At 63.4% G+C, this 22,374-nt stretch carries 29 protein-coding genes and 1 pseudogene; 11 read left to right on the top strand and 19 right to left on the bottom strand.

Features of this window, described 5'->3' with window-relative positions:
* Nucleotides 1-73: 73 nt before the first annotated feature.
* Both AC0L27_RS22495 and AC0L27_RS22490 read right to left on the bottom strand, forming a co-directional pair.
* On the bottom strand, nucleotides 74-1,111 hold the full coding sequence (locus tag AC0L27_RS22495) for an aspartate-semialdehyde dehydrogenase (protein WP_354210060.1): 1,038 nt from the start codon (nucleotides 1,109-1,111) through the stop codon (nucleotides 74-76).
* Nucleotides 1,112-1,329: 218 nt separating this feature from the next.
* Nucleotides 1,330-1,932, bottom strand: a complete 603-nt coding sequence (locus AC0L27_RS22490; protein WP_354210106.1) for a PepSY domain-containing protein — start codon at nucleotides 1,930-1,932, stop codon at nucleotides 1,330-1,332.
* Here AC0L27_RS22490 and AC0L27_RS22485 point away from each other — a divergent pair.
* A complete protein-coding gene (locus tag AC0L27_RS22485) occupies nucleotides 1,931-2,104 on the top strand; it encodes a hypothetical protein (protein ID WP_354210112.1) in 174 nt (57 codons plus the stop codon). The genes AC0L27_RS22490 and AC0L27_RS22485 overlap by 2 nt on opposite strands.
* A gap of 77 nt (nucleotides 2,105-2,181) precedes the next feature.
* On the opposite strand, the gene AC0L27_RS22480 is transcribed toward AC0L27_RS22485, so the two are convergent.
* Both AC0L27_RS22480 and AC0L27_RS22475 read right to left on the bottom strand, forming a co-directional pair.
* Complete coding sequence (locus AC0L27_RS22480) at nucleotides 2,182-2,928, bottom strand: TetR/AcrR family transcriptional regulator (protein ID WP_354210059.1); 747 nt, start codon at nucleotides 2,926-2,928, stop codon at nucleotides 2,182-2,184.
* Nucleotides 2,929-3,062: 134 nt separating this feature from the next.
* Complete coding sequence (locus AC0L27_RS22475) at nucleotides 3,063-4,247, bottom strand: patatin-like phospholipase family protein (protein WP_354210058.1); 1,185 nt, start codon at nucleotides 4,245-4,247, stop codon at nucleotides 3,063-3,065.
* 203 nt (nucleotides 4,248-4,450) lie between these two features.
* Here AC0L27_RS22475 and tgt point away from each other — a divergent pair, with 203 nt between their 5' ends.
* Nucleotides 4,451-5,599, top strand: coding sequence for a tRNA guanosine(34) transglycosylase Tgt (gene tgt / locus AC0L27_RS22470; protein ID WP_354210057.1), 1,149 nt, complete (start codon nucleotides 4,451-4,453; stop codon nucleotides 5,597-5,599).
* Between the two features lie 33 nt (nucleotides 5,600-5,632).
* On the opposite strand, the gene AC0L27_RS22465 is transcribed toward tgt, so the two are convergent.
* Nucleotides 5,633-5,851, bottom strand: coding sequence for a hypothetical protein (locus AC0L27_RS22465; protein WP_275171163.1), 219 nt, complete (start codon nucleotides 5,849-5,851; stop codon nucleotides 5,633-5,635).
* A gap of 223 nt (nucleotides 5,852-6,074) precedes the next feature.
* Between AC0L27_RS22465 and cysK the strand changes: the two genes are divergently transcribed.
* Together cysK and AC0L27_RS22455 are read left to right on the top strand one after the other, a co-directional pair.
* Nucleotides 6,075-7,052: a cysteine synthase A gene (cysK, locus tag AC0L27_RS22460; RefSeq protein ID WP_354210056.1), complete on the top strand. Its 978-nt coding sequence runs from the start codon at nucleotides 6,075-6,077 to the stop codon at nucleotides 7,050-7,052.
* Nucleotides 7,053-7,055: 3 nt separating this feature from the next.
* The gene (locus AC0L27_RS22455; RefSeq protein WP_275171161.1) at nucleotides 7,056-7,298 is read left to right on the top strand and encodes a BrnA antitoxin family protein; all 243 of its coding nucleotides are present in this window, start codon (nucleotides 7,056-7,058) and stop codon (nucleotides 7,296-7,298) included.
* A 75-nt stretch (nucleotides 7,299-7,373) separates the two neighbouring features.
* Here the strand turns inward: AC0L27_RS22455 and AC0L27_RS22450 are convergent, their stop codons facing one another.
* Complete coding sequence (locus AC0L27_RS22450) at nucleotides 7,374-8,804, bottom strand: caspase family protein (protein WP_354210055.1); 1,431 nt, start codon at nucleotides 8,802-8,804, stop codon at nucleotides 7,374-7,376.
* A 203-nt stretch (nucleotides 8,805-9,007) separates the two neighbouring features.
* Nucleotides 9,008-9,883, bottom strand: coding sequence for a DMT family transporter (locus tag AC0L27_RS22445; protein ID WP_354210054.1), 876 nt, complete (start codon nucleotides 9,881-9,883; stop codon nucleotides 9,008-9,010).
* Nucleotides 9,884-10,034: 151 nt separating this feature from the next.
* On the opposite strand from AC0L27_RS22445, the pseudogene AC0L27_RS22440 reads away from it, so the two are divergent.
* Nucleotides 10,035-10,432 (top strand): annotated as a pseudogene (locus AC0L27_RS22440) (RidA family protein).
* Between the two features lie 52 nt (nucleotides 10,433-10,484).
* On the opposite strand, the gene AC0L27_RS22435 reads toward AC0L27_RS22440, so the two are convergent.
* The 3 genes from AC0L27_RS22435 to AC0L27_RS22425 all read right to left on the bottom strand — a co-directional run bounded on the left by AC0L27_RS22435 (nucleotide 10,485) and on the right by AC0L27_RS22425 (nucleotide 12,119).
* The gene (locus AC0L27_RS22435; RefSeq protein ID WP_275171158.1) at nucleotides 10,485-11,030 is read right to left on the bottom strand and encodes a hypothetical protein; all 546 of its coding nucleotides are present in this window, start codon (nucleotides 11,028-11,030) and stop codon (nucleotides 10,485-10,487) included.
* On the bottom strand, nucleotides 10,975-11,319 hold the full coding sequence (locus AC0L27_RS22430; protein ID WP_007610621.1) for a hypothetical protein: 345 nt from the start codon (nucleotides 11,317-11,319) through the stop codon (nucleotides 10,975-10,977). Before AC0L27_RS22430 ends, AC0L27_RS22435 begins: the two co-directional genes overlap by 56 nt.
* 212 nt (nucleotides 11,320-11,531) lie before the next feature.
* On the bottom strand, nucleotides 11,532-12,119 hold the full coding sequence (locus AC0L27_RS22425; protein WP_027567035.1) for a formyltransferase family protein: 588 nt from the start codon (nucleotides 12,117-12,119) through the stop codon (nucleotides 11,532-11,534).
* 190 nt (nucleotides 12,120-12,309) lie between these two features.
* On the opposite strand from AC0L27_RS22425, the gene AC0L27_RS22420 reads away from it, so the two are divergent.
* Complete coding sequence (locus AC0L27_RS22420; protein WP_473320394.1) at nucleotides 12,310-12,597, top strand: hypothetical protein; 288 nt, start codon at nucleotides 12,310-12,312, stop codon at nucleotides 12,595-12,597.
* Nucleotides 12,598-12,935: 338 nt separating this feature from the next.
* Nucleotides 12,936-13,172, top strand: coding sequence for a hypothetical protein (locus tag AC0L27_RS22415; RefSeq protein WP_275171156.1), 237 nt, complete (start codon nucleotides 12,936-12,938; stop codon nucleotides 13,170-13,172).
* 3 nt (nucleotides 13,173-13,175) lie between these two features.
* On the opposite strand, the gene AC0L27_RS22410 is transcribed toward AC0L27_RS22415, so the two are convergent.
* The 4 genes from AC0L27_RS22410 to AC0L27_RS22395 form a co-directional block, all read right to left on the bottom strand.
* Nucleotides 13,176-13,478, bottom strand: coding sequence for a hypothetical protein (locus AC0L27_RS22410; RefSeq protein WP_027518070.1), 303 nt, complete (start codon nucleotides 13,476-13,478; stop codon nucleotides 13,176-13,178).
* 92 nt (nucleotides 13,479-13,570) lie between these two features.
* The gene (locus AC0L27_RS22405; protein ID WP_354210053.1) at nucleotides 13,571-15,619 is read right to left on the bottom strand and encodes an acetoacetate--CoA ligase; all 2,049 of its coding nucleotides are present in this window, start codon (nucleotides 15,617-15,619) and stop codon (nucleotides 13,571-13,573) included.
* Between the two features lie 118 nt (nucleotides 15,620-15,737).
* Complete coding sequence (locus tag AC0L27_RS22400) at nucleotides 15,738-15,965, bottom strand: hypothetical protein (protein ID WP_275171154.1); 228 nt, start codon at nucleotides 15,963-15,965, stop codon at nucleotides 15,738-15,740.
* Between the two features lie 84 nt (nucleotides 15,966-16,049).
* Nucleotides 16,050-16,337, bottom strand: a complete 288-nt coding sequence (locus AC0L27_RS22395; RefSeq protein ID WP_354255322.1) for a hypothetical protein — start codon at nucleotides 16,335-16,337, stop codon at nucleotides 16,050-16,052.
* Nucleotides 16,338-16,485: 148 nt separating this feature from the next.
* Between AC0L27_RS22395 and AC0L27_RS22390 the strand changes: the two genes are divergently transcribed.
* Nucleotides 16,486-17,589 (top strand): AI-2E family transporter, encoded by a 1,104-nt coding sequence (locus AC0L27_RS22390; RefSeq protein ID WP_354210052.1) that lies wholly within the window; start codon nucleotides 16,486-16,488, stop codon nucleotides 17,587-17,589.
* A 145-nt stretch (nucleotides 17,590-17,734) separates the two neighbouring features.
* The gene (locus AC0L27_RS22385) at nucleotides 17,735-18,121 is read left to right on the top strand and encodes an NUDIX hydrolase (RefSeq protein ID WP_027518066.1); all 387 of its coding nucleotides are present in this window, start codon (nucleotides 17,735-17,737) and stop codon (nucleotides 18,119-18,121) included.
* A 1-nt stretch (nucleotide 18,122) separates the two neighbouring features.
* Here the strand turns inward: AC0L27_RS22385 and AC0L27_RS22380 are convergent, their stop codons facing one another.
* The 4 genes from AC0L27_RS22380 to AC0L27_RS22365 form a co-directional block, all read right to left on the bottom strand.
* On the bottom strand, nucleotides 18,123-18,413 hold the full coding sequence (locus tag AC0L27_RS22380; RefSeq protein ID WP_275171151.1) for a Zn-ribbon containing protein: 291 nt from the start codon (nucleotides 18,411-18,413) through the stop codon (nucleotides 18,123-18,125).
* A gap of 104 nt (nucleotides 18,414-18,517) precedes the next feature.
* Nucleotides 18,518-18,757, bottom strand: a complete 240-nt coding sequence (locus AC0L27_RS22375; RefSeq protein WP_275171150.1) for a hypothetical protein — start codon at nucleotides 18,755-18,757, stop codon at nucleotides 18,518-18,520.
* Between the two features lie 122 nt (nucleotides 18,758-18,879).
* Nucleotides 18,880-19,122: a hypothetical protein gene (locus AC0L27_RS22370; RefSeq protein WP_007610592.1), complete on the bottom strand. Its 243-nt coding sequence runs from the start codon at nucleotides 19,120-19,122 to the stop codon at nucleotides 18,880-18,882.
* Between the two features lie 321 nt (nucleotides 19,123-19,443).
* Nucleotides 19,444-19,614, bottom strand: a complete 171-nt coding sequence (locus AC0L27_RS22365) for a hypothetical protein (protein WP_018457957.1) — start codon at nucleotides 19,612-19,614, stop codon at nucleotides 19,444-19,446.
* Nucleotides 19,615-20,101: 487 nt separating this feature from the next.
* Between AC0L27_RS22365 and AC0L27_RS22360 the strand changes: the two genes are divergently transcribed.
* On the top strand, nucleotides 20,102-20,764 hold the full coding sequence (locus AC0L27_RS22360) for a hypothetical protein (protein WP_275171149.1): 663 nt from the start codon (nucleotides 20,102-20,104) through the stop codon (nucleotides 20,762-20,764).
* Between the two features lie 177 nt (nucleotides 20,765-20,941).
* Nucleotides 20,942-21,148, top strand: a complete 207-nt coding sequence (locus AC0L27_RS22355; RefSeq protein ID WP_275171148.1) for a hypothetical protein — start codon at nucleotides 20,942-20,944, stop codon at nucleotides 21,146-21,148.
* A gap of 141 nt (nucleotides 21,149-21,289) precedes the next feature.
* On the opposite strand, the gene AC0L27_RS22350 is transcribed toward AC0L27_RS22355, so the two are convergent.
* A complete protein-coding gene (locus AC0L27_RS22350) occupies nucleotides 21,290-22,363 on the bottom strand; it encodes an acyltransferase family protein (RefSeq protein WP_354210049.1) in 1,074 nt (357 codons plus the stop codon).
* Nucleotides 22,364-22,374: the final 11 nt, after the last annotated feature.

Raw genomic sequence — 22,374 nt, 5'->3', positions numbered from 1 at the left:
CCCACCGCTTCTGTTTACGCGGTAGAGACAGTGGTGGGTTACGCTGTCGCTAACCCACCCTACGCACCTCCCGTTACGCCATCACCCGCTGCGGCAGCAGCTCCGCGATCTGCACCGCGTTGAGCGCTGCGCCCTTGAGCAGCTGGTCCGCCGCCACGAACATCGAGATCGAATGCCCGGAGGGGTCGCTGAGGTCCTTGCGGATGCGGCCGACCAGGACATCGTCCTGGCCCGAGGCGTCGATCGGCATCGGGAAGTAGTTCCTGGCACGGTCGTCGACGATCTTGACGCCGGGCGCTCGCGCCATGATGGCGCGGACCTGATCCTCGCTGATCGGCTTCTCGCATTCAAAGGTGATGGCCTCGCAATGAGCCCGCAACACCGGCACGCGCACGCAGGTGACGCCGATCGCGATGTTGTCGTCCTCGAAGATCTTGCGGGTTTCGTTGATGACCTTGGTCTCTTCGTCGTTGTAGCCGGTGTCGGGGTCGATCGCCGTGTTGTGGTTGAAGAGATTGAACGCGTAAGGATGCGGCATCACCTTCGGCGTATAAACCTGCCCGTTGAGGTTGGCGCGGGTGGACTCGACCAGCTCCTCCATCGCGGCAGCGCCGGCGCCGGAGGCAGCCTGGTAGGTCGAGATGATCACGCGCTTGATGCGGTTGGTCTGGTGGATCGGCCACAGCGGCACCAGCGCGGTGATGGCGGCGCAGTTCGGGTTGGCGATGATGCCCTTGTGGTCGCGGATGCGGTTCGCGTTGATCTCGGGGATCACCAGCGGCACGTTCGGGTCCATGCGGAAGGCGGAGGAGTTGTCGACGACGACGGCACCCGCCTTGACCGCGATCGGCGCGAACTTCTTGGAGATGCTGCCGCCGGCGGAGAACAGGGCGATGTCGACGCCTTCGAAGGCGCGTTCGGTCAGCTCCTCGATGACGACGTCTTGCCCGCGGAACGACACCGTCTTGCCGGCCGAGCGGGCGCTGGCCAGCGCCTTGAGCTTGCCGACGCGAAAGCCGCGCTTGTCCATGGTGGCGATGAATTCGGCGCCCACCGCACCGGTGACGCCGACAATCGCGACGACGGGATCGTTACTCACTTTGTCCTCCATTGATTTGAGAATTCAGACAACAAAAAAGCCCCGGACCAACGAGGGCGGGGCTTCGGTAGAGTGGATTGCGTTCTAGTCGACGACTACACGCGCACGCCTCCCCGGGCCCCGAAGGCCGTGGTGGTTTTGGTCGTGCGTTTGGTGGTCGTGAACATGGCGGGAGCTTATGCGGGAGAGTTTTGCGCCCGTCAATGGCTTTTCGGCGGGATTGGCCGCCGCTATTTGGTCCGGGCGCCCGGCGGTTCGAGGATGACCTCCTTGAGGTTGTCGCCACTGATGACGACGATCGCGAAATTCAGCCGGCCGCGTTCGCGCACCAGCCCGCCGCTGATCGCCTTGCCGGAGGCCGCGCGTTCGGCCACGTGCACGGCATCCGCAAGTCGGTGCTTGATGGCACCGAGCGCTGCGAGGTTGCTGCGGTCGTCGAGGTCGAGCTCGGCGAGAGGGAGGGCGGCTTCGCCGCCGACGAGCTCGCCGGTCGCGGCATTGATGGTGTGGCGCCAGATCCGGTCGTTGTGCAGGGTCTTCACCCGGTAGACCGGCACGCCGGAGGCCCCGTCGAAACTCACATCCGCCGTGGTGGCACCGGCGTGGCGGGCTTCTGCAATCGCCATGGCCTGGTTGATCGAGATCGACGAGCTGCGGAAGCGCTCGATCTCGCGACTGACCGCTTGGCGGTCGATCTCGGCGTCACCATCTGTGTCGCTGTGAAGGGCGGTCGGTGTGCCCGTGCTCAAGATCGCTCGCGCCGGCGCTGCGAGGAGGAGTGCGGACAGGGCGATCGCGAGCAATCCCGAGATCCGTCGTTTGGCTGTCGTCATGCTCGAAACCCTCGGCCAGCGAGTGTGCCGGATGATCGTAAAGAATTTGCGGCCGACCTTGGGCATCGGTCGGCCGCTGAGCGTCGTGACGGGCTGTACCGCCGCGGCGATCGAGGCGGTGCGGACCTCTTTGGGGCTGGTGAAAAAGCGATCCGCATCGCCCTATAATTAAACCATACCGTATCGTTTTGTTTTGGTCAACGGCGCGGGCGCGGGATTCCTTGGAAAGATCGCAACCTCACGGAATTGTCAGCGCGACGGGCGCCGCCGCCGCGTGGTCTTGGCGGCGTCCTGGAGGCGGTCCGGGGGGCCAAGCGCACCGGCCAGGAACAGCTTGATGGCAATCCGCATGCGCTTTTCGGCGTCTTTCAGCTCGAGCGTCGTTCCGAACGTCGCCATGCGGTGGGTATGCCCCACGACGACGTCGAGAAACACCTCGGCTGCGATCGTGGTGTCTTCCATATCGAGCGCGCGTTGCTCCACCAGATGATCGAAAAAGCGTGCCGTGGTGGCGACGGCCTTGAGCCAGCCTTCTTCCTTGCCGAGCTTGGCGATATCGGGGAAGTTGATGGCCTGTGACGTCATCATGCGGCTGAAGGCGACGGCATCGGGACCGCAGGTGAAGCTCAGCATCTCGCGCCCGATCTCGACGAGCCGCTGTTCGACCGAGATGTCCGAGGCGCTGCCGAGTTGCGTCTCGGCGGCCGCGGATAGCGGTGCAAGCCATCGCGCGATCTCGCGCCGCAGCACGGCGGCGAACAATCCGCGCTTGTCTCCGTACCGGGCATAGACGGTGGGCTTGCTCACGCGCGCGGCTTCCGCGACTGCATCGAGCGAGGTGGCGTCGAAGCCGCGATCCAGGAACAGGCGGGTGGCGACCTCGATCAGCCGCTGATCGCGCTCGATAGCGGCGCTTTTCGTCGGGCGGCCGCCGCGCGATTTCGGCACCTCGCGCCGCTGAGCTGCCGGTCTTGTCTTGGTCGCAGTCAATCCCATGCCCAATGATTCCTGCGCGGTCGTGACATCAGTGATTGCTCTATAACGCGCAGCAACGGGTGCGTCATGGCTAATCTGGCCGGATGGGCCGCATCGTCAACCGTCTCGGCACCGCCCCGTTCCTCAGCGAGCGCTTACGGAGGCGTCGAAGTCCAGGCTTGGCCTGAAGCGGCCTTCTCATATCCGTACTGATACAGCGCCCGCATATAGGCGGTGTCGAACCCTTCCGAGGGGGCGGCCGGATAGTCGCGCGCGATATAGGAGAGATGGAAGCCCAGGCGGTTGCGCCTCGCGAAATCATAGGTCGAGAAGATGATCGAGCGGGTCTGCGACTGGGTGATCGAGGACAGGCTGCGTGAGGCGACGTCGATGGTGCTGTTGGAGACAAGCTCGAAATTGCGTTCGATCTTCTTGTTGACGAGGATGTAGATGTCCAGCTTCGCAGGGCCGGGAAGGCGACTGCCCTGGAAAAGCAGGGCTTCCGGCAGCGTCAGCACCGGGGCTGTCACGCCGCCGTCGACATGCATCTCCTGAAACCTGCGGCCCTCGCCTTCGGCGTCGATCATGATCGGCGGAAACACCAGCGGGATGCTGGCGGAGGCCGCCATCACGTCGCGAAACAGCTTGAGCGCCTCAGGCGTGCCGACCGCCGCGATCCTGCCCATGTCCCAGATCGCGGTGCGCTGGGTGTCGAGATCGGTCGTCACCACCAGCAGCCTTCGGCCCTTGGCGTTTTCACGCGCGACCTGCGCCATGATCTCAGGCCCGACATAGCGGGCGACGAGCTCGCGCAGCCGCGTGTTACCGAACAGGCCGGATCCGAACAGCACGCGCATGATGCTGGGATCGCTCAACAGGCTCTCGGCGACGCCGCTGGTGTAAACCTCCTTCAGCGTGTCGTCATATCGCGAGCCGAGAAACGCAAAGGGTGCAATCAGGCCGCCGGTGCTCACGCCCGAGACGACCGAGAAGGTGGGACGGGTTCTGGCCGCGGTCCAGCCGTTGAGCACGCCGACACCGTAGGCGCCATCCGCGCCGCCGCCTGACAGCGCCAGGTAGGACTTCGTCGCGGTGCTGGTGTCCTTCTCGAAGCTGAATTTCGTGATGGGTTCGTCGGCATAGCGCCGGAGCCCGTCGATATCGAGCACGCGCGATGTGCTGGCTTCGGTGGCCGTATAGGGCGTGCGGGGCAGGGAGGTGCAGGCGCCGAGCGCCAGGCTGCACGTCAGGACCAGCAATCCGAACAGGCGGGCGCCTGGGCCGGCCGTGTCAGTCGAACTTGAGGGGAAGGACATTGTCGGTGGCTGGCGATCACGCATTTACCGCCGCCGGCAACGTCGCCGCGGCAGCTCGTCCAACCCCCAAGGTAAAACTACACTGTATCGTTTTGTTTAACAAGCGCTGCGGGCGCACAATTCCGTGTCGGATATCAGTGTCCATTGTCCCAGTCTGATGCATCAGCCGGCCGAAGCATCGCCTGAGCGGGTTGATCGGCCTGCTCCGACACGCAATAAGCACCGTCATGAATCGTCCTGACACCGGTCTGCCCAATCATTTCGAACTGCTCGCCACTGATGGCGCCGCGCGCACCGGGCGCCTGACCACGCCGCACGGCGTGGTGCGCACGCCTGCCTTCATGCCGGTCGGTACCGCCGGCGCGATGAAGGGCATGCACTGGCGCGAGGTCCATGAGGCCGGTGCCGACATCGTGCTCGGCAACACCTATCATCTGATGCTGCGTCCCGGCGCCGAGCGGATCGCAGCACTTGGCGGCTTGCAGACATTCACCGGCTGGAACGGGCCGATGCTGACGGATTCCGGCGGCTTCCAGGTGATGTCGCTGGCGGATTTACGCAAGGTCAGCGAGCAGGCCGTGACGTTCCGTTCGCATATCGACGGCGCCAAGGTCGAGCTGTCGCCGGAGCGTTCGATCGAGGTGCAGCGTTTGCTCGGCTCCGACATCGCGATGCAAATGGACGAATGCGTGCGACTGCCCGCCGAGCGCGCCGACATCGACCGCGCGATGCAATTGTCGCTGCGCTGGGCCGAGCGAAGCAAGCGCGCCTTCGAGAGCGCGCCCGAAGGCTACATGCTGTTCGGCATCGTGCAGGGCGGCGACATCCCCCAGCTTCGCCATGCCAGCGCGCAAGGCCTCATCGAGATCGGTTTCCATGGTTATGCCATTGGCGGCCTCGCCGTCGGTGAGCCGCAGGCCGTGATGCTGGCGATGATCGACGAGACAGCGCCGCTGCTGCCCAGAGAGCGGCCGCGCTATCTGATGGGCGTCGGCACGCCGGACGACATCCTCGAGGCCGTCAAGCGCGGCATCGACATGTTCGATTGCGTGATGCCGACGCGCAATGGGCGGCATGGCGTTGCCTTCACACGCTTCGGCCAGGTGAATCTGCGCAACGCGCGCCACGCCGACGATCCCCGTCCGCTCGACGAAGAGAGCTCCTGGCCGTCGGCGCGCAGCTACGCGCGCGCCTATTTGCATCATCTCGTCAAGGCGGGCGAGACGCTGGGCGCGATGCTGCTGTCCGAGATCAATATCGCGTACTACCAGTTCCTGATGCAGGGCATCAGGGACGCGGTCGCACAGGGCACGTTCGAGGCGTTCTATCGGCGTACGCGCGAAGACTGGGCGAGGGGCGACATCGCCCCGCGCTAGGTCAATTCCGCAAGGTCGGATGAAGAGGAAACGTCAGTTGCAGACGATCCGCTGCTTGACGGCGTGCTTGGTCACGAAGCCGTAGCCGCAATTGTCGCAGGTCCAGAGATAGCTGATGAGGTGTTCCGACACATACGCAGAACCTTCGGCGGCGACCATGGAGTCGGCGCAGACGGGACAGGTGGGCAACTCACTGCACCGCGGAGCGCGGTTCGATGCGGCGGTCGACAACACTTCAGCGACTGCTGACATCGTGGTGACCTCTCAGCTTTGAGACCTAAGTCTAACATAAGCAGAATCAGTTGACGAGGTCGCAACACAAATGCGTTGGTTTTCTGATAATTGCAGCTCACGCGATTTTGCGATGCAGCGTATTTAACATGTACCGCAATGCCGCTTGCGTGTCGCCGCAGGCTGTCTGTAACTGCGCAAGAGCTGCAACAGAAGCGCAAATCGTCGCCACAGGGAGTTGATCATGGACGCATCGTCCACCACGGGTGCAGCGCACCAGCCCGGCCGCGGCCGGATCTACGACTCGATCGTCGATGCTTTTGGCGACACGCCGATCGTGCGCTTGCGCCGGCTGCCGGGCATGCACGGCGTGAACGCGACCATTTTGGCCAAGCTTGAATATTTCAATCCCGCCGCTAGCGTGAAGGATCGCATCGGCGCGGCCATGATCATCGCCATGGAGAAGGCCGGCATCGTCAAGCCCGACACCGTGCTGATCGAACCCACCTCCGGCAATACCGGCATCGCGCTGGCCTTCGTCGCGGCGTCGCGCGGCTATCGGCTCAAGCTGGTCATGCCGGAGTCGATGTCGATCGAACGCCGCAAGATGCTGGCTTTTCTGGGCGCGGAGCTGGTGCTGACACCGGCCGCGCAAGGCATGAAGGGCGCGATCGCGACGGCCGAAGAGCTGTTGAAGACGACGCCGAATTCGGTGATGCCGCAGCAGTTCAAGAATCTCGCCAATCCCGAGGTGCACCGCCGCACCACTGCAGAGGAGATCTGGAACGACACCGGTGGCAACATCGACTTCTTCGTCGCCGGCGTCGGCACCGGCGGCACCATCACCGGCGTCGGCCAGGTGCTGAAGCCGCGCAAGCCCTCGCTGCGCGTGGTCGCGGTCGAGCCCGAGGAAAGTCCGGTGCTGTCGGGCGGCCAGCACACGCCGCACAAGATCCAAGGCATCGGTGCGGGCTTCGTCCCTGACATCCTCGACCGCTCGGTGATCGACGAGATCGTCAAGATCAACTCGACGACCGCAATCGAGACCTCGCGGGCGCTGGCGCGACATGAGGGCATTCCGGGCGGCATCTCCTCGGGTGCCGCGATCGCCGCGGCCCTCGAGATCGGCAAGCGGCCGGAAGCTGCGGGAAAGACCATCCTGGCTATATTGCCGTCGTTCTCCGAGCGGTATCTTTCGACGGCTCTGTTTGAGGGAATTTAGGACATGGCGGATCAACCACCGAGGCGGCCGCGGACGTTGGGCGATGCCAGAACGGAGGCCGAGGCGGCGTTTAAGAAGGTGACGGCCAAGGTCGCCGCGGCGCCGCCAAAGCAGAACGTCACGCCGGGGATCAAGGAGCAGGTCACGCTGCGGATCGACCAGGACGTGCTGGAGCATTTCCAGTCCGACGGCCCCGGCTGGCAGGACCGCATCAACGAGGCGCTGCGCAAGGCCGCGGGGAAGTAGGCGCCAAAGGTTGGGCGACTCGCAACGAAAAAGCCCGGCGCGAGCCGGGCTTTTGTATTTGCGATTGGCCTCGCCTCAGCGGCGGAACATGCCGCCCATCATGCCGCCGACGACACCGCCGACGAAGGCTGCTCCGGCAGGATCGCCGCCGCTGCTGCGATGGGGGGCCGGTGCGGGCGCGCTGCTGGCCGCGGGGGCGGCGGCCCGGCGGGCTGCCTTCTGGCTGTTGTCGCTCGCGGTCGGCGGGCCCGCCACGACCTCCGAAAGCAGAGCCTTGTGCTGGAGCTTGTTCAGGTAACCTGACGCGGGATAGCCGCGCGCCGCCTGCCAGCGCTTGAGCACCGACCGGGTCTCGTCGCCGAACACGCCCGTCTGTTTGTTGTCGAAGCCGAGCCCGCCGAGGCGACGCTGAACGTCGCGGCGCTGGTTCTTGTCGAGGCCGATCTGGTCCTCGGTAAGCTGGCTGGCCTCATCGGTGAAGGTCGCGGGATCGACGCCAGCGGTGAGGGTACGCGTCGCGGTCGAGGGGCCGCTCTTGATGGCCGCGAGGCGTGCCAGCGCCAGCGCCTTGAACTGGCCGTTCGGATAGGCGGAGAGATAGGCGTTGAGCTCTTCCGACTTGTTGCTCTCCTTGACCGAGCGCCAGTATTCGAGCTCGACACCGTCCGAATTGCCGCCCGTCGCCATTGGCACGCTGCCAGCAGCCGTCGGTGCTGCATTGGCGACCTGGGTCGTCGGAGCCTGGTTGAGATAGACCGCGCCGATCAAATTGGTGTGGCCCCAGGGCAGCTGACCCTTGTGGGTCTCCTCATTGACCTGGGCGCGTACCGACGTCATCGCCTGCTGGATCTCGATGCCAGGCTTGGTGATGTTGTCGATGAGCGCACGGGTGAACGGGCTGTTGTTGCCCTCCTGACCGTCGAGCGCGGTCTGGCCCGGGCCGGTGGCGAACGCGATCAGCGTGCCTTCGCCGGATTTCATCTCGGCAAGACCGCTCTGCACGTTGACGCTGCGGGTCGCGGAGTTCGACTTGATCTTGGCGGCGAACGGATTGTCGCGGCAGGCGTCAAGGAAGACCAGCTTGACCTTGGCGTCGCCCATGGTCTGCTCAAGCGTCAGATCGATGTTGATGGCGGCACCGAGCTTGACGTCCATCTCCGATTTGATGTCGGCGTCGACAGGCAGAAGATAGTTGGAGCCGCCGACCGCGATGCCGTGACCGGCATAATAGAACACTGCGACATCGGAGCCCTGCGCCTTGCGGCCGAAGTCCAGCAGCTTCTCAGTCATCTGGTCGCGCGAGAGGTTCGAACCTTCGATCACCTCGAAGCCGACATTGCGCAGCGTTGCCGCCATCGCCTTGGCGTCGATCGGCGGGTTCGGCAATTGTGCGACGTTCTTGTAGGTGCCGTTGCCGACGACGAAAGCAACACGGCGGTCGGCCTTCGCGGCACTGATCGACAGTGCCATGCACATCAGCGACGCAAGGAGGGTGAGAGTGCGCATCTGGAATCCCCAACAGAATCGAATTGCAGGCAGCAACAAATTGGCAACGAACTTACACGAAGTGCCCGACTTGGCGCCACCAAAACGGCAGTTCGTCGCGTTCAACCCGCTGCTGTGTGGCAGAATGTGCACGATGGAATGCCGCTCCAACGTGATCCAAATCACACGGCCACTTGGTTTTGTCGCGCGAGGCGGCGCGAGGTTCAGCGTGCGGGAGCAGGAACCGGCGGAGCTGGTTTTAGATTTAGGAGATTGCCGAACAGGATCAGCGCGGCGCCGACCACCGTCCAGGTGTCAAGCCGCTCCGAATACAGCAGCCAGCCAGCGGTCGCGGTCAATGGAACCCGCAGGAAGTCCATGGGAACAACGATGGTCGCATCCGCATAGCGCATCGCACTGGCGAGGCAGTAGTGCGAAAACGTGCCGCAGACGCCGATCACGCCGACCCATGCCCAGACATAGGCGGAGGGCCACGTCCAGACGAACAGCGTCGGAATGAAGCCTGCGACCGATTGCACCACCAGCATCCAGAACAGGATCGACAGTGCACTTTCGGTGCGGGTCAGCGATTTCACCAGCACCATGGACACACCAAAGCCCATCGCGGCGCCTAGTGCGATGAGTTGACCGGGATTGATTTCGCCGGTGGCGGGTCGGACGATGACGATCACACCGATCAGGCCAAGCGCGATGGCGGCGATCTTCCACGGCGTCATGCGTTCGGAGAGGAGGCTCGCTGCGAGCAGCGCCGTCCAGATTGGCATGGTGAACTCGATTGCCACCACCTGGCCGATCGGGATCAGCGTCAGCGCGAAGAACCAGCCGAGCTGCGCAACATAGTGCACCAAATTGCGCGCGACGTGCTGCGGCAGGCGCGATGTCCTGAGCACCTTGAAGCTGCCGGCCCGATAGATGATCGGCGAAAGCAACAGGAAGCCGATCAGTGAACGCACCTCCATGATCTGAAATACATTCAGCTCGCGCGTGGTCTCGCGCCCGGCGACCGCCATGACCAGCATCAGCGACAGCCAGCCCGCCATCCACAGGGCAGCCATCGTTTTGGACGGTGTCGTGTTCATGGGCGGAGGTTTGGGAGGCGAGGGTCCTGAGGGAGGGCCGGTATCGGCGACATCGTCGCCGTTTGCAACGGCCAAATCTGCCGGTGCAGCGATGCATGGCGGCGTGCTAAGGCATCACTGAACAACGAGAAAAATCGGGAGATCTTCGCTCATGCATATCTTGCAGCCGGCCGAGTGGAAAAAACCGCGCGGCTTTTCCCATGGTGTCGTGGTCGAGGGGCCGGGTCGCTGGGTGGTGCTGGCCGGCCAGACCGGCGGCGACGAGACCGGCAATTACGCGCCTGACATGGCCGCGCAGGTCGGAACCACGCTGAAGCGGATCATCACGCTCCTGGCGAGGCCGGCGCCGGCCCCGAGCATATCGTCCGCTTGATCTGGTACCTGACCAGCCGCAGCGAATATGAAACTGCCGGGGCCGGAATTGGCGCGGCCTGGAAGGAAACGCTGGGGCGTAATTTCCCGCCCTCGACCTTGCTCTACGTCGGCGGTCTCGTGGACGACCGGGCCAAGGTCGAGATCGAGGTCACGGCGTTCGTGCCGGGCACATAAAAAATCGACCCGGCGAGATCGCCGGGTCGATTGCATGTCTACTCGTATCGGCTTAGCGCGACAGCGAGATGTTGGCGCCGCGGAACTGGCTGTCGGCGCGCATCGTGACGTTCTGCTTGTTGCCGGACGTCTTCAGCGAGATGTTGGCGTTGAAGCCGGCGGTGGAGGCGAGCAGCTCATAGTTTCCACCGGCGCCACGGCCCGAAAGGGAGCCGCTGATATTGCGGCTGGCCTCGGACCAGCTCCCCGCGATGGCGCTGCCTTCAGCCTTGACGTTGGCGCCGAGGTTGAACTTGTAGGCGTCGCTGGCGCAGGTCAGAGACAACTCCATGGTCGGTCCGATCGGAGCGTATTTGGCCCGGCAGCGGATCCGCTCGGTCGAACCGTCATCCAAGGTGACCGTGCCTGAGCCGCTCCAGCTGCCCGCCAGCGGGGCGAACGGGCCCGACTGGGCCTTGCTCTCGGAGTTGGCAATTCCGGCCGCGAACATAACGGCGGCCGCGATCAGCAGCCGCCGGCTTAGTCCACTCGTCACGATTTTTCTATTGGCGCGATGCTTCCCACCGCCCGCTGCACGGTATGCCTGCAGATGCTCCATTCCACTTCCCCGATCCGGCGTTGCCGCTGAGTTGACCGTTGGCATATGCACCATTGATCGAAACTTTCACAAGACCCTCCCGGCCGATGGTGCCGGAAACGTTAGCGCCGGGAGCAGTGATCTTGCCGTCGGCAACCGTCAGCAAGGAGCTTGCGGTCGGCTCGCAAGAACCGCTCTTGGTGACGATGGTGACCTGCCAGTTGCCGTCATAAGGAGTCTGGGCGAAAGCGGGAGCGGCGAGGGTGATAACTGAAGCGGCACAGAACGCCGCAATGCGAGCAAAACGCATAAAATCCGTCCTTGAATCTGTCTGATATGCTGACGCTTATTCGGACAAAATGTGACGGAAATTTGGTGCGGCGCCAAATTGAAAATTGTTCCTGTAGGAACAATGGTTTATTTGGGTTTCCGGCTGCAATTCTCGAAGCAGAATCAACGCCCCTTCACGTTAAGGGTAAACGTCAGGACATCGACTCAGGAAAGGGGCTCAGGAAAGAGGTCTCAGGAAAGACTTGGCGCTGAGGTCGCGAACTGCTCGTCCTGGGTCTTGGACGGTAGCGCCTTGTGGACCTTGGCGTAATCGATCACGTCAGCCAGCAATTTGAGCCCGAGCGGGGCCAGCGCGCGCTCCCACAGCTCCCGGGCCGTCTCGCCCTTCTTGACGAAGCACCACTCCTGGGCGGCGATGGCGCCGGCGTCCATGCGGTCGGCGAGGTGATAGATCGTGCCGCCGGCGATCGGGTCGCCTTCCTTGATGGTCCATTCCACGGCCGCCTTGCCGCGGTGACGCGGCAGCAGCGAAGGATGATAGCCGATCCCGCCCAGCTTCGCCGCCTCGAGCGCGTCCTTGCCGATCCGGGCGTGGCTGTGCGCGGTGACGATCAGATCGGTATCGGGGGCGATCTCGGAGGCCACCACCAGCTTGGGATTGGCCTGAACGACGACCTCGATGCCCGCCGCCTTGGCTGTCGCGGCGAGACGATCCTCGGCGTCGGCCACCACGACCCGCACGATCGAGACACCGTGCTCCCGGAGCATGTTCAGGGTGGTCACGCCGAAATGGCGGGAGCCGACGAGGGTAATGCGCATGAGTGTCCGATCCGTCTCGCAACTGCGTCATCTCCCGATAACACGTCCGGACGTCCTGTCACCACCCGCGCCGGGTTTGCGCCGGTTATCAACAATGCACCGGGCGAGGGGTGCGCGATGAATTCCGCGATTGCGGCGTCGGCCGGTCCGGTGCTTCCATGCGCGCATGGCATCGGCTCGGAGCGAACGCATGCGGAGCGCGTGGCTTGTCCTTCTCGCGGCCCTGGTCGCAACCCTTCCGGCGCGCGCCGGCGGACCACCTTATCCCGCGGTTCCGCCCGAAGTTGGGGTGGCACCCTTCATCGGCCCGACTTGGGACACCTATCGCTGCGCCGAAGGGCCGGTCATCAATTTCTATCACGGCGCCTATTACGGCGAGGAGCCGCCCGCTCTCTATCGCGGCTACGCGTACCGGCCGCATTACCGCTACAGCGCCTACCGCAGGCTGCCGCGCAAATATTTCTGCGTTTCTGACTAGCGTGGCCGCGCCACCACGGTCGGGCGGCAAGTGGAGATAGGCCGGTTCCTGTGTTTCGTTCTTAACAGAGAGATCCAGGATTTGCCGTTAGAAGTTGGACCCACCGGGGCTGGCGACATTTCAACCCGCATCCGTTTTCGAACCCGGATTTGGCCGCTGGCGGGATCGCCAGCGGCTTTTTCATGCACGGCCATCACGAAATCATCCGATGGTAACATGATCTCAACCAGCTTGGCGTATCGACGAATCCGTCGCGGATTTGTATTGCGTACCGCGACACCGAGATTGTCCCGCCGGCGTGGGTGCGCCGTGCGGGCTTTTTCGCCGGGACCGATTTCATGCCGAGCGCGATTGAGCAGATCGTCGACGTCTATGTCCGGCTGAAGAACCGGCGCGGCCTCGACGCGCTGATGATGCACAGACAGCGGCTTGCGGTCGATCTGAAGAGCAGGTCCGGCTACGACTTCAGCCTGCCGATCGGCCAGATCGACGAGGAGATCGCGATCATCGAAGCCGGCCTCAGCCGGCTCAAGTCGGGCGATATCGCCGCGACGGACGACGGCCGGCCAGTTTGAGGCTCAGTCGCGCCGGCCGCCGTCGATGACGGTGAATAACGGCCGTGCCTGGGTCGGCTCGACCAGCAATTCCTCCACCAGCGCGGTCGCCGCATCGACATATTTGCGCGTCGGCTTGTCGAGGGGACGCGTGGCCTCGTCGTCGAGCGCGACCTTTGCGGCCTCGACCAGCTTGCGCATTCGCGCCGCATGGTCATCGCCCGCCGTCAGCGTCGCGCGGGCCAGCGAGCGCAGCACGAACAGCTCGCCCTCGAGGCGGAGCAGACGGTCGTTGAGCCTGGTGAGGACGGCGTTGAGGTCGGCCATGGCGCGCGTTCGTTGCGGAAGATCCATCCTGCTCTAGCGGCGATCGGTGAACGGAGTCCAAACGGCTTCGGCGCAATTGGGGCGATCTCCCCTCAAGTCTCGGTCCGCGCCAGATAGTCGCGTGCGAAGGCGAGGTACCAGTCGAGGCAGGCGGGATTGGCCATCGCCTCCCGGTTGATGACCTTCTCGACCGGCTGGCCGAGCAGCAGCTTCTTGATCGGCAGCTCCTGCTTCTTGCCCGAGAGCGTGCGCGGAATTTCGGCGACCGCAAAAATCTCGTTGGGCAGGAAACGGCGGGAGAGGCCGGCCTCGACCGCCTTGTTGATTTTCGCCTGCATCGCGCCATCGAAAGCGACGCCGTCGCGCAGCACCACGAACAGCGGCATGTAGCTGTCACGGCCGAGATATTCGAGATCGACGACGAGGGAATCCAGCACCTCCGGCAAGGCCTCGATCGCGGAGTAGAGTTCGCTGGTGCCCATGCGCAGGCCGTGGCGGTTGATGGTGGCATCGCTGCGGCCATAGATGATGCAGGAGCCGTCCGGGTCGACTTTGAGCCAGTCGCCGTGCCGCCACACCGGCCCGCGGCCGCTGCCGTCGAAATTGTCCGGATAGGTCTCGAAATAGCTCGCGCGATAGCGCGCATCGCCCTCGTCGTTCCAGAAATAGAGCGGCATCGACGGCATCGGCTCGGTGCAAACGAGCTCGCCGACCTCGCCGATGACGGCGCGGCCCCGTTCGTCGAAGGCTTCCACGGCGGCACCCAGCAGACGGCACTGCATCGCGCCGGGCGTCTGCGGCAGTTCGCGATCGCCGCCAATGAAGGCGCCGGCGAAATCCGTGCCGCCGGAGATGTTGGCCCACCAGATATCAGCCTGCGCCTTGCTGCCGTTGCTCTTCGCGAGCGCCGCGAAGCGGTTGTTGAACCAGGCTTGCGTGTCGGCGCTCAGCGGAGAGCCGGTCGAGCCGAGACAACGAAGCTGTGAGAGATCGCCGGCGGCTGCGAGATTGATCTCGGCCTTGGCGCAGTTGGCGAAGAACGCCGCGCCCGCACCGAAGAAGGTCGCTTTCGATTGCGCGACGAAGCGCCACAGCGTGGTCCAGTCCGGCTTGTCCCTGGTGCCGCCGGGGCTGCCATCGAAGATGCAGCAGGTGGTGCCGCTGAGCAGGCCGCCGACCTGACTGTTCCACATGATCCAGCCGGTCGAAGAGTACCAGTGATAGCGCTCGCCGAACGAGTTCTCGTGGTAGGAGCAGCCGAGATCATTGTGCAATCCCAGCAGTGCCAGCACCACGATGACGATGCCGCCATGGCCGTGCACGATCGGCTTCGGCAGGCCGGTGGTGCCGCTGGAATAGACGATCCAGAGCGGATGATCGAACGGCAGCCACGCTGGCTCGAACGCGTCGATCGCGGCGCCCGTTGCTGCGACGATGTCGGAGAGCAGGGCGTCCGCCGCTGCGGGCGCGGCGGCCTCGCTGTGCAGGATGACGTGTTCGACCGTCGGCAGCGATCGCCGCAGTTCGGCGAGGACATCCTTGCGATCGTGCCGGCGGCCGGCATAAGTGATGGCGTCGCAGGCGATCAGCGCTTTCGGTTCGATCTGCTTGAAGCGGTCGATCACGGCTGGCGCGGCCATGTCGGGCGCGCACACGCTCCAGACCGCGCCGATGCTGGCGCTCGCCAGGAACGCGATGATGGTCTCGGGGATGTTGGGCAGATAGGCGGCGATGCGGTCGCCGGGCTTGATGCCTTTTTCTTTCAGATGCAGTGCGAGGGCAGCCGCCTTGCGCCGCAGCTCCGGCCAGCTCGTCTCGCAAAGTCTGCCGTCCTCGCCGCAGCTGACGATCGCGGGCAAGCCGGCGGCGTCGGCCGCGTCTACATGGCGGAACACCTGCCGGGCATAGTTGACCTGGGCGCCGGGAAACCAGACCGCGCCGGGCATCTTGCGCTCGGTGATCACGGCCGCGAACGGCGTTGGCGATTGCAGATCGTAATAGTCCCAGATGCTACGCCAGAAGCCGTCGAGATCGCGCACCGACCATTGCCGCATGTCCTCGTAGCTGGCGAAGGTAAGGCCGCGGTGTTCGGCGAGCCAGGTGCGGTAAAGGGCAATCTGGGGAACGAAAGCTGCGGTCATTGCGTATCGACTTCAGTTGCGGGGCGGGGAGTGTAACCGGTGCCGCAAAGTAGCAGAAGCCGCAGTTCGGGCAGGCAGCGTTGACGGGAGTAGCGGGTCTGGGTCCGCCGGAAGCAGCCTACCAGCCCGCGCCGGCCCAGCGCCTTCCGAACACGGGTGGCTTGGTCTTCACCGCTTCCCAACCGAAGAAATGGTGCTTGCCGGACCAGGTGTGCACCACACCGCTGCAGATGCTGCACTTGAAGCTGCCGGAATGCGCTTCGGCGTGCTCCTCCCTTGTCGCGGTGTAGTTCATGCCGCAACCCGCGCAGGTGAATTCTTCGATCGTCCAGATGGTATTGGCCATTGCACCAAAAGTGGTTTGGGGGACCTCGAAGGAAGCGTAGATGCCCGCCTTTGCAACGGCGTAAACCGGTCGGCCGAAATCCGGTTAATCGTCGTTAGCCAAGCCGGCCGTCGGTTGCGGGCCTTGCCGGCGCTCAATGCGCGGCGCCACCGCATCGCCGGGCCGGATGCTCCGCATGTCCCGGTCGATGCGCATCTGTACGCGCCTGATGGCGAGCAAGGGCAGCCTGCCTTGCACGCGCCCGGAGCGGGCCCTGTCGCCGACGGCATAGGCGTAGCGCCAATAGCCCGGTGCGGCGTTTGGCTTCAGTGAAAAGTGGATGCCGCGGTGAATTCCCGCATGTGCGCCAGGCTCTCTGGGACGGCGTGCCATCGTCTCGGAATGCAGAATGGCCCGATGCGTTCCTAATCGCCGGGCTCGGGCCGGCCCCGTCGTCTTGACGCCGGGTGCGCAGCTGGCAATAACGCTGGGCCGCGCAAGTGCCGGAACCCGCGTCGATGCCGCAAGGAAAGCCGTGCCCGTGAAAAGTCTGCGTCAGCTCCTGACCGGCGAGGACATCATCCAGCTCGTGATCCGCGTCGGCCTGCTCGGCCTGCTGATCATCTGGACTTTCCTCATCATCCGCCCCTTCGTGCCGATCCTTGCCTGGAGCGGCGTGCTCGCTGTCGCGTTCTACCCGGCCTTCAGCTGGGTCGCCAAAATCCTCGGCGGCCGGCCCAAGACCGCGGCGGCGATCCTGACCCTGATCACGCTCGGCATCGTCATCGGTCCTGCGACCTGGCTCGGCATCAGCGCAGTGGATGGCGTGCGCGAGCTGGCGCACCAGCTCGGCACCGGCGACCTCGCGCTTCAGTCGGCGCCGGAGCAGCTCAAGTCGTGGCCGCTCGTTGGACCCTGGCTATTCGACCTCTGGGAGCAGGCCTACAACAACATCCGCGCGGTGCTGCGCGAGGTGGCGCCGTATCTTCAGCCGTTGGCGGGACCATTGCTTGGGCTCGCGGGAGACGCCGGCGTCGGCACGCTCCAGTTCCTGGTCTCGGTGTTCGTGGCCGGCTTCCTGTTTCCGCACGGGCCCAGGCTGGTCGCGGCCGGCCGCGGCTTCCTGTTTCGCATCGTGCCCGAACAAACCGAGCATTTCCTGGGGCTCGCGGGCGCGACCATCCGCGCCGTGGCGCAAGGCGTGATCGGCGTCGCGATCGTGCAGGCACTGCTCGCCGGCATCGGCTTCAAGCTTGCCGCGGTGCCGAGCGCAGGCCTGCTCGCCTTCATCGTGCTGCTGCTCTCGATCGTGCAGATCGGCGCCTTCCTGGTGCTGCTGCCGGTGATCATCTGGATCTGGACCGCCAAAGACGTCACCACCGCGCTGCTGCTCACCGTGTTTCTCGTCGTCGTCGGCTTCCTCGACACCATGTTGAAGCCGCTGGTGATGGGGCGCGGCCTGACCACGCCCACCATCGTCATCTTCGTCGGCGTGATCGGCGGCACGCTCGCCCACGGCATCGTCGGCCTGTTCATCGGCCCGATCATCCTGTCGGTGGCCTGGGAAATGATGATGGCCTGGATCAGGACGGAGGACCGGGCTGAGGCGGGGTCGATGACGGGGACAGCGGCGGGCGAGGGCTGATCGGGCGCCTCGAACGGCGGGATCGGCCTGCCGGGTCCAATCAGACCTGATGGCCTTGCCCCGTGTGATCAAGATCCATCCCGAACTTGTCTATCCGACTAGACAAGTTACCATGGGCTCGATTCTTTTTTCGATTACGACGGACATGGCGAAGTCTTCCAAACTGGTTGCCGCCAAGCGCGGCAAGGTATTGTTGGTCAGACGCCGGTCGGACGGCCTGTGGATGTTCCCGGGCGGCCGCAAGCGCGCGCGCGAGTCGGACAAGGACTGCCTGCGGCGGGAGATCAAGGAGGAGCTGCCCAAGCTGAAGCTCGGCCGGATCAGCCTCTGGAAGGAAGTGACGGCCAGGAACAAGCGCTCCGGCCGCAAGATGAGCGACGCGATCTTCATCGCCAAGGGCGCCAAGGGCAGGCTCGCGATCGGCGACAAGAACGAGATCGATCGCGCCGTCTGGCAGAAGCCGCGCGGCATCCGCCTGACGCCGACCTCGCGCTATATCCGCGACCGCCTGTTTCCGCGGAAGCGCGGGTGAGCTAGGCCTCGTCGTCCTCCGACGAGTGCTGTATCCGTCCGGCGACGGCCCGCGAGAAATTGCTGCGCGCTTGCGGTGCGGACACCCTGGCCATTTCGGTTTCGCGCTGCTCCTTGCGGGCCTTGCGCGCGCGCTTCATGGCCTGCTTGACCTGAGGGTTCGGCGAATCCTCCGCGAAGAACAGCACCACCTCGCAGCTCGGACATTGCCTGGAATAGCCGTCCTGCAACCGTCCCGCGCGGTCGCGGAATACGGTCTTGCAGCGCGTGCACTGAATCTGGACGAAACTCATGCGCGGTCGATCGACAATGACTGATGGAAATGGATCGTCAGGTGACCCCAATTGTCTGAAGAAAGCTTGAACGCGTCGGCGACTTCATGCCGCTCGATCGGCCGCTATTGCTTGGCCGCTATCGTGTCCAGGCAATGGTTGAGAAAGACGGTGCGATCCCTGGGCAGCACCTTCTCGAGATCCGCCTTCAGCGCGCATTCGCGCTGCCGCATCTGCTCGGCCCGCCGCTTCTCGGCTGCCTCGCGATATTCGGGAGCAACCTTGTTGGGATCGACGAGGGCCTGCGAGCGGGCGGGAGCCGTCACGGCGAGTGCAATGGCGGTGATGATAATGAACTGTTTCAAATGAGCCTCCGTAAAAGGCTCATCCTAGCGCTCGGTCCGCGAGGGCTCAAACGGCAAATTCGCCGTGTCGACCGGCAGCGAAGTTGAATTCATCTACCTGAAGTTGGAACTAGGGAGGTCCGTCACTTCGGGACGTGGTCGATCTTGTGGCCGAGATGCCCGGTGTCGTGATCGCGCCGCAACTGGCTCAGCGATGTCTCGTTCAACTGATGCAAGACCTCGCTGAGTTCAGTCGTATCCGGATAACCGGCGGCAAAACCCTTGCCGTAGATCTTGCGCAACGTACCGACCAGCGTGTTGCCGTGCTTCTTGCTGATCGCGCCATCCTTGTCGCGGTGGCGATGATCCAGGCCCGTTTCCTTCATGGCTTTCTCCCTGAGCGGCGTCTGCGCGCCTGGAGAGAGCGTGCTCCCAAACGAGTTGATTGGCAACGGCGCGGCGCGCGGCAGTTGAGCGTCTTCAAAGTGTGGAAAGATCGAAGGCCGTGTGAAGCAGTTCACAAGCGATGGTCGGGATCGCTGCTACGAAGGCGTCATTGCTTTACCGATTGATATTTTGAAAACGCCCCAGCGCTCCACCAGGCGCTGGGGTTTTCACGTTGATCACCTCAACCGCCGGAGCGCGCGATGCGCGATCGGTCGGGTGCTTTCCGAATGATGCCGAAGGCTGATGCAGAAGGCGGGCGACTATGCGGCTTGCTCCTCGAACGAGGTGTAGACCTGGCCCCCTGGACCAATCACCTGAACGCCCCAGCACCCGTCGGCGATAAGCTCCTTCGCCTTCTTGAGGGCGGCGGCGAGTGACAGCCGCTTGAGGCTGACGATTCCTGCCGTGTCGAAACCGCTGATTTCAAACATGCCGCTCCTCCCTGTTTTGTCGAATCCTACACTTTTTGAGCGGGTTGTCTCGCGGCTTTTGGGACAGGGATACCGGGCGGATGACCAGGCGCTGGTCAAAACGCGAAAACAACCCCATGCACAGTAGCTAAGTCCTGCTGGCACAACGCTTTCTTTTTGGCACACGGCGGTCCTGCATCCGGCGGAGATGCCGTTTGACGCGTCGGGCAAAACAGGGGTAACTTGCCAACTTCGGAAAATCCGCTTTGGACCGAGACGGCGTCCCGGGATCGGAGGAGCACTTGCACCGGCATGCGAGTCATGTCCGTCGCACGGACCCCGTAGTCGGCCGGGGTGGCGGAGTCTGCGGCAGGCCGCGGCCGCTAACTTGGAATTAAGCTGAAAAGCTCACAATTTTAGACAGTTGTAGATGGGTGCTGCGTAAGGGAGCCGTCGCGAGGACGTTCCGGCGACGGCTTCCTGTTGCTCGCTCATTGGGGTCAATGCCATGACCACGACTTTCGAAAGCCAAGGCCTTGTCGAACAGCTCGACCCTGCAGCACTTGCTGCGGCCATCGCGGCCCACGAACCCGAAATCTTGGACGCTCCAGAACCGATCAAGCGGTCCAGCCGGACGTCGATCATGGCGCTGTCGGTGTGTGCCCTGGCCATCAACGGCGCGGCGGCGATCTACACATGGCCGTCCGGCTTGCCATCGCTGAATCTGAGCAGCCTGGCTGATCTGCTTCCGCGGCAAGAAGCTTCGGCGCCAAAGCCGGATCCGGTTGTCGCTGCCTTGAAGGATATTCAGTCGACCCAGCAGCAACACACGGCTTCGCTGCAGGAGAGCAATCAGGCATTGCAACAAAACGCGGCTGTGCTGCAGGCGGATTCGATGGTGCTGCTTTCGCTGCGACAGAGCATCACGGACGAACGGGTCGATGTGAGGAAGGTATCTTCGCAGCTGTCCACGCTGATTGCGAAGATCGACTCGCTGCAAAATGCCATGATGTCGGACGTCACGTCCTCCGTTCGAAGAGCGCATGCTCGCTACGGACTGTCCGCAGCGATCCGCAAACGGATCGCCCGGCAGCCGAAATATATAGGGCCGGTTTCGGTGGGGGGTGCGCCGCTGAGTGTGCCTGCTCCAGTTTCGGCCCCGGAGAGCTGAAGTCAGATCGAGCAAATCACCTTCTCGGCCTCTGGGGTGTCCCTGAGGCCGCTTTTTTTGCCTGATATCCGGCGGTCCGCGCGCGCGGGTCTTAACCTAGCTTTAAGAAACTGTTGGACGGCGGTGCTATGTTGGATACAACAAAGCCTGTGTCAGCGTCAGTTGCGTCCGAAGGTCATGATTACGTACAAGCAGTACCATATCGAACGGTTTGAGCACGAGCCCAAGCGCTGGGTTGCTCGCATCACGCGGACAGACGGCCAGAACATCCGCACCATTCTGCCAGCAACTGAGCTCCCCTACCTCGAGACGAAGCCGACAGCGTCCGCCGAGGAAGCTGAGGCGCTTGCCAAGGAAGGCATCGATTTCGGCGGCGTGGTGTAGTCCGCCGTCGCGGTCTCCTGGCTTCGCTCGCGGCAGCGACTTTCATCCGCAGATGCGGTGCGGTGTGTGTGGGGCTTTGTCCGGTTGCTAACGCGACAAGGTGGTCCGATTGCCAAGGTCAACGTCATCGGCATCGGCATGTCAGTCGGCTGCACCAACACGCTGAACAATTCCGGTGCGGCCACTACTGGCTACATAATCGCCGACACCGTTTTCCGAGTTTACGGTGCGATTTGTTAGGCGGCGCGCCATACGATTTAGAGGCTTCTCGAAAAACACCCACGAGAGGTTGGCCAATGCCAGCACCACGAGAAACAAGCCCCAGCGCCAAAGTTCACCGGCCGCGGGGTTTGGCTTAACGATGGAAGCGGCCGTCCAATAGGAAATGCAGACCACTGGCCAATGCAATAAATAGAATCCATATGAGATATCTCCCAAGCGCACCGCCCATCCCGGGGCAGACGGCAAAAGAGCCGCGCCCATCACAGCAAGCATGCACGCTGCCGGAGTGATCAACGGGCTGTTGAAAAAACTATATGCCCACAGAAATACCGCTAGACCGGCTGCCGCAAGCGCCGCCGACAACAACCATCTTGCCATGAGAGGCAACACGGGGAGTCGTGTGACCATCATGTACGCCAAGATGCCGGCGCCGAAAGCCGCGTGATGTTCAGTGACAAAGCGCAGGATAAACGGGCTTTCCGGCAGCACCAGATAGTATAGCTCGTAAGAGGCGGCGCAGTAGGCAAGAAGGACCGCCGGCCCGCCACGCGGCAGAAGGATGGCTGCAACGAGGTAGAACGCCACCTCGTATTCCAAAGTCCATCCGACGGAGTTCACCGGTGCTTTCTGCGGCAGGATCAGGATGGACCAAATGATATGCGAGAAGCTGGTATCGTCAGATATCCGGATGTTGGCAAAACAGATGGCGGCCACAATCAGCGTGACAAGCGCGTTCAATGGATAGATGCGGAAGAACCGCTTTAACAGGAAAGAGCCGGTTGTGAAGTCGGGCCGTGCCGCCACATAGCAGACGATGAACCCAGAAATCGCGAAGAACAAATCTACCCCAGATCCGCCCTGCACGGCCAGCCAGTCGAAGGTGTGGAGGCTTGCCTTATCAAAATACGTCAGGCCGATGTAGGAATGAAAATAGAACACTGAGATCGCGGCTATCGCGCGACCCACCTGAATGCCAGGCAACTTGGAATCCATCGGCCTTCCTC

This window comes from Bradyrhizobium sp. Ken51 (assembly GCF_055807435.1).
The sequence above is the reverse complement of the archived record's forward strand: the minus strand, read 5'-3'. Positions and strand labels throughout refer to the sequence as shown.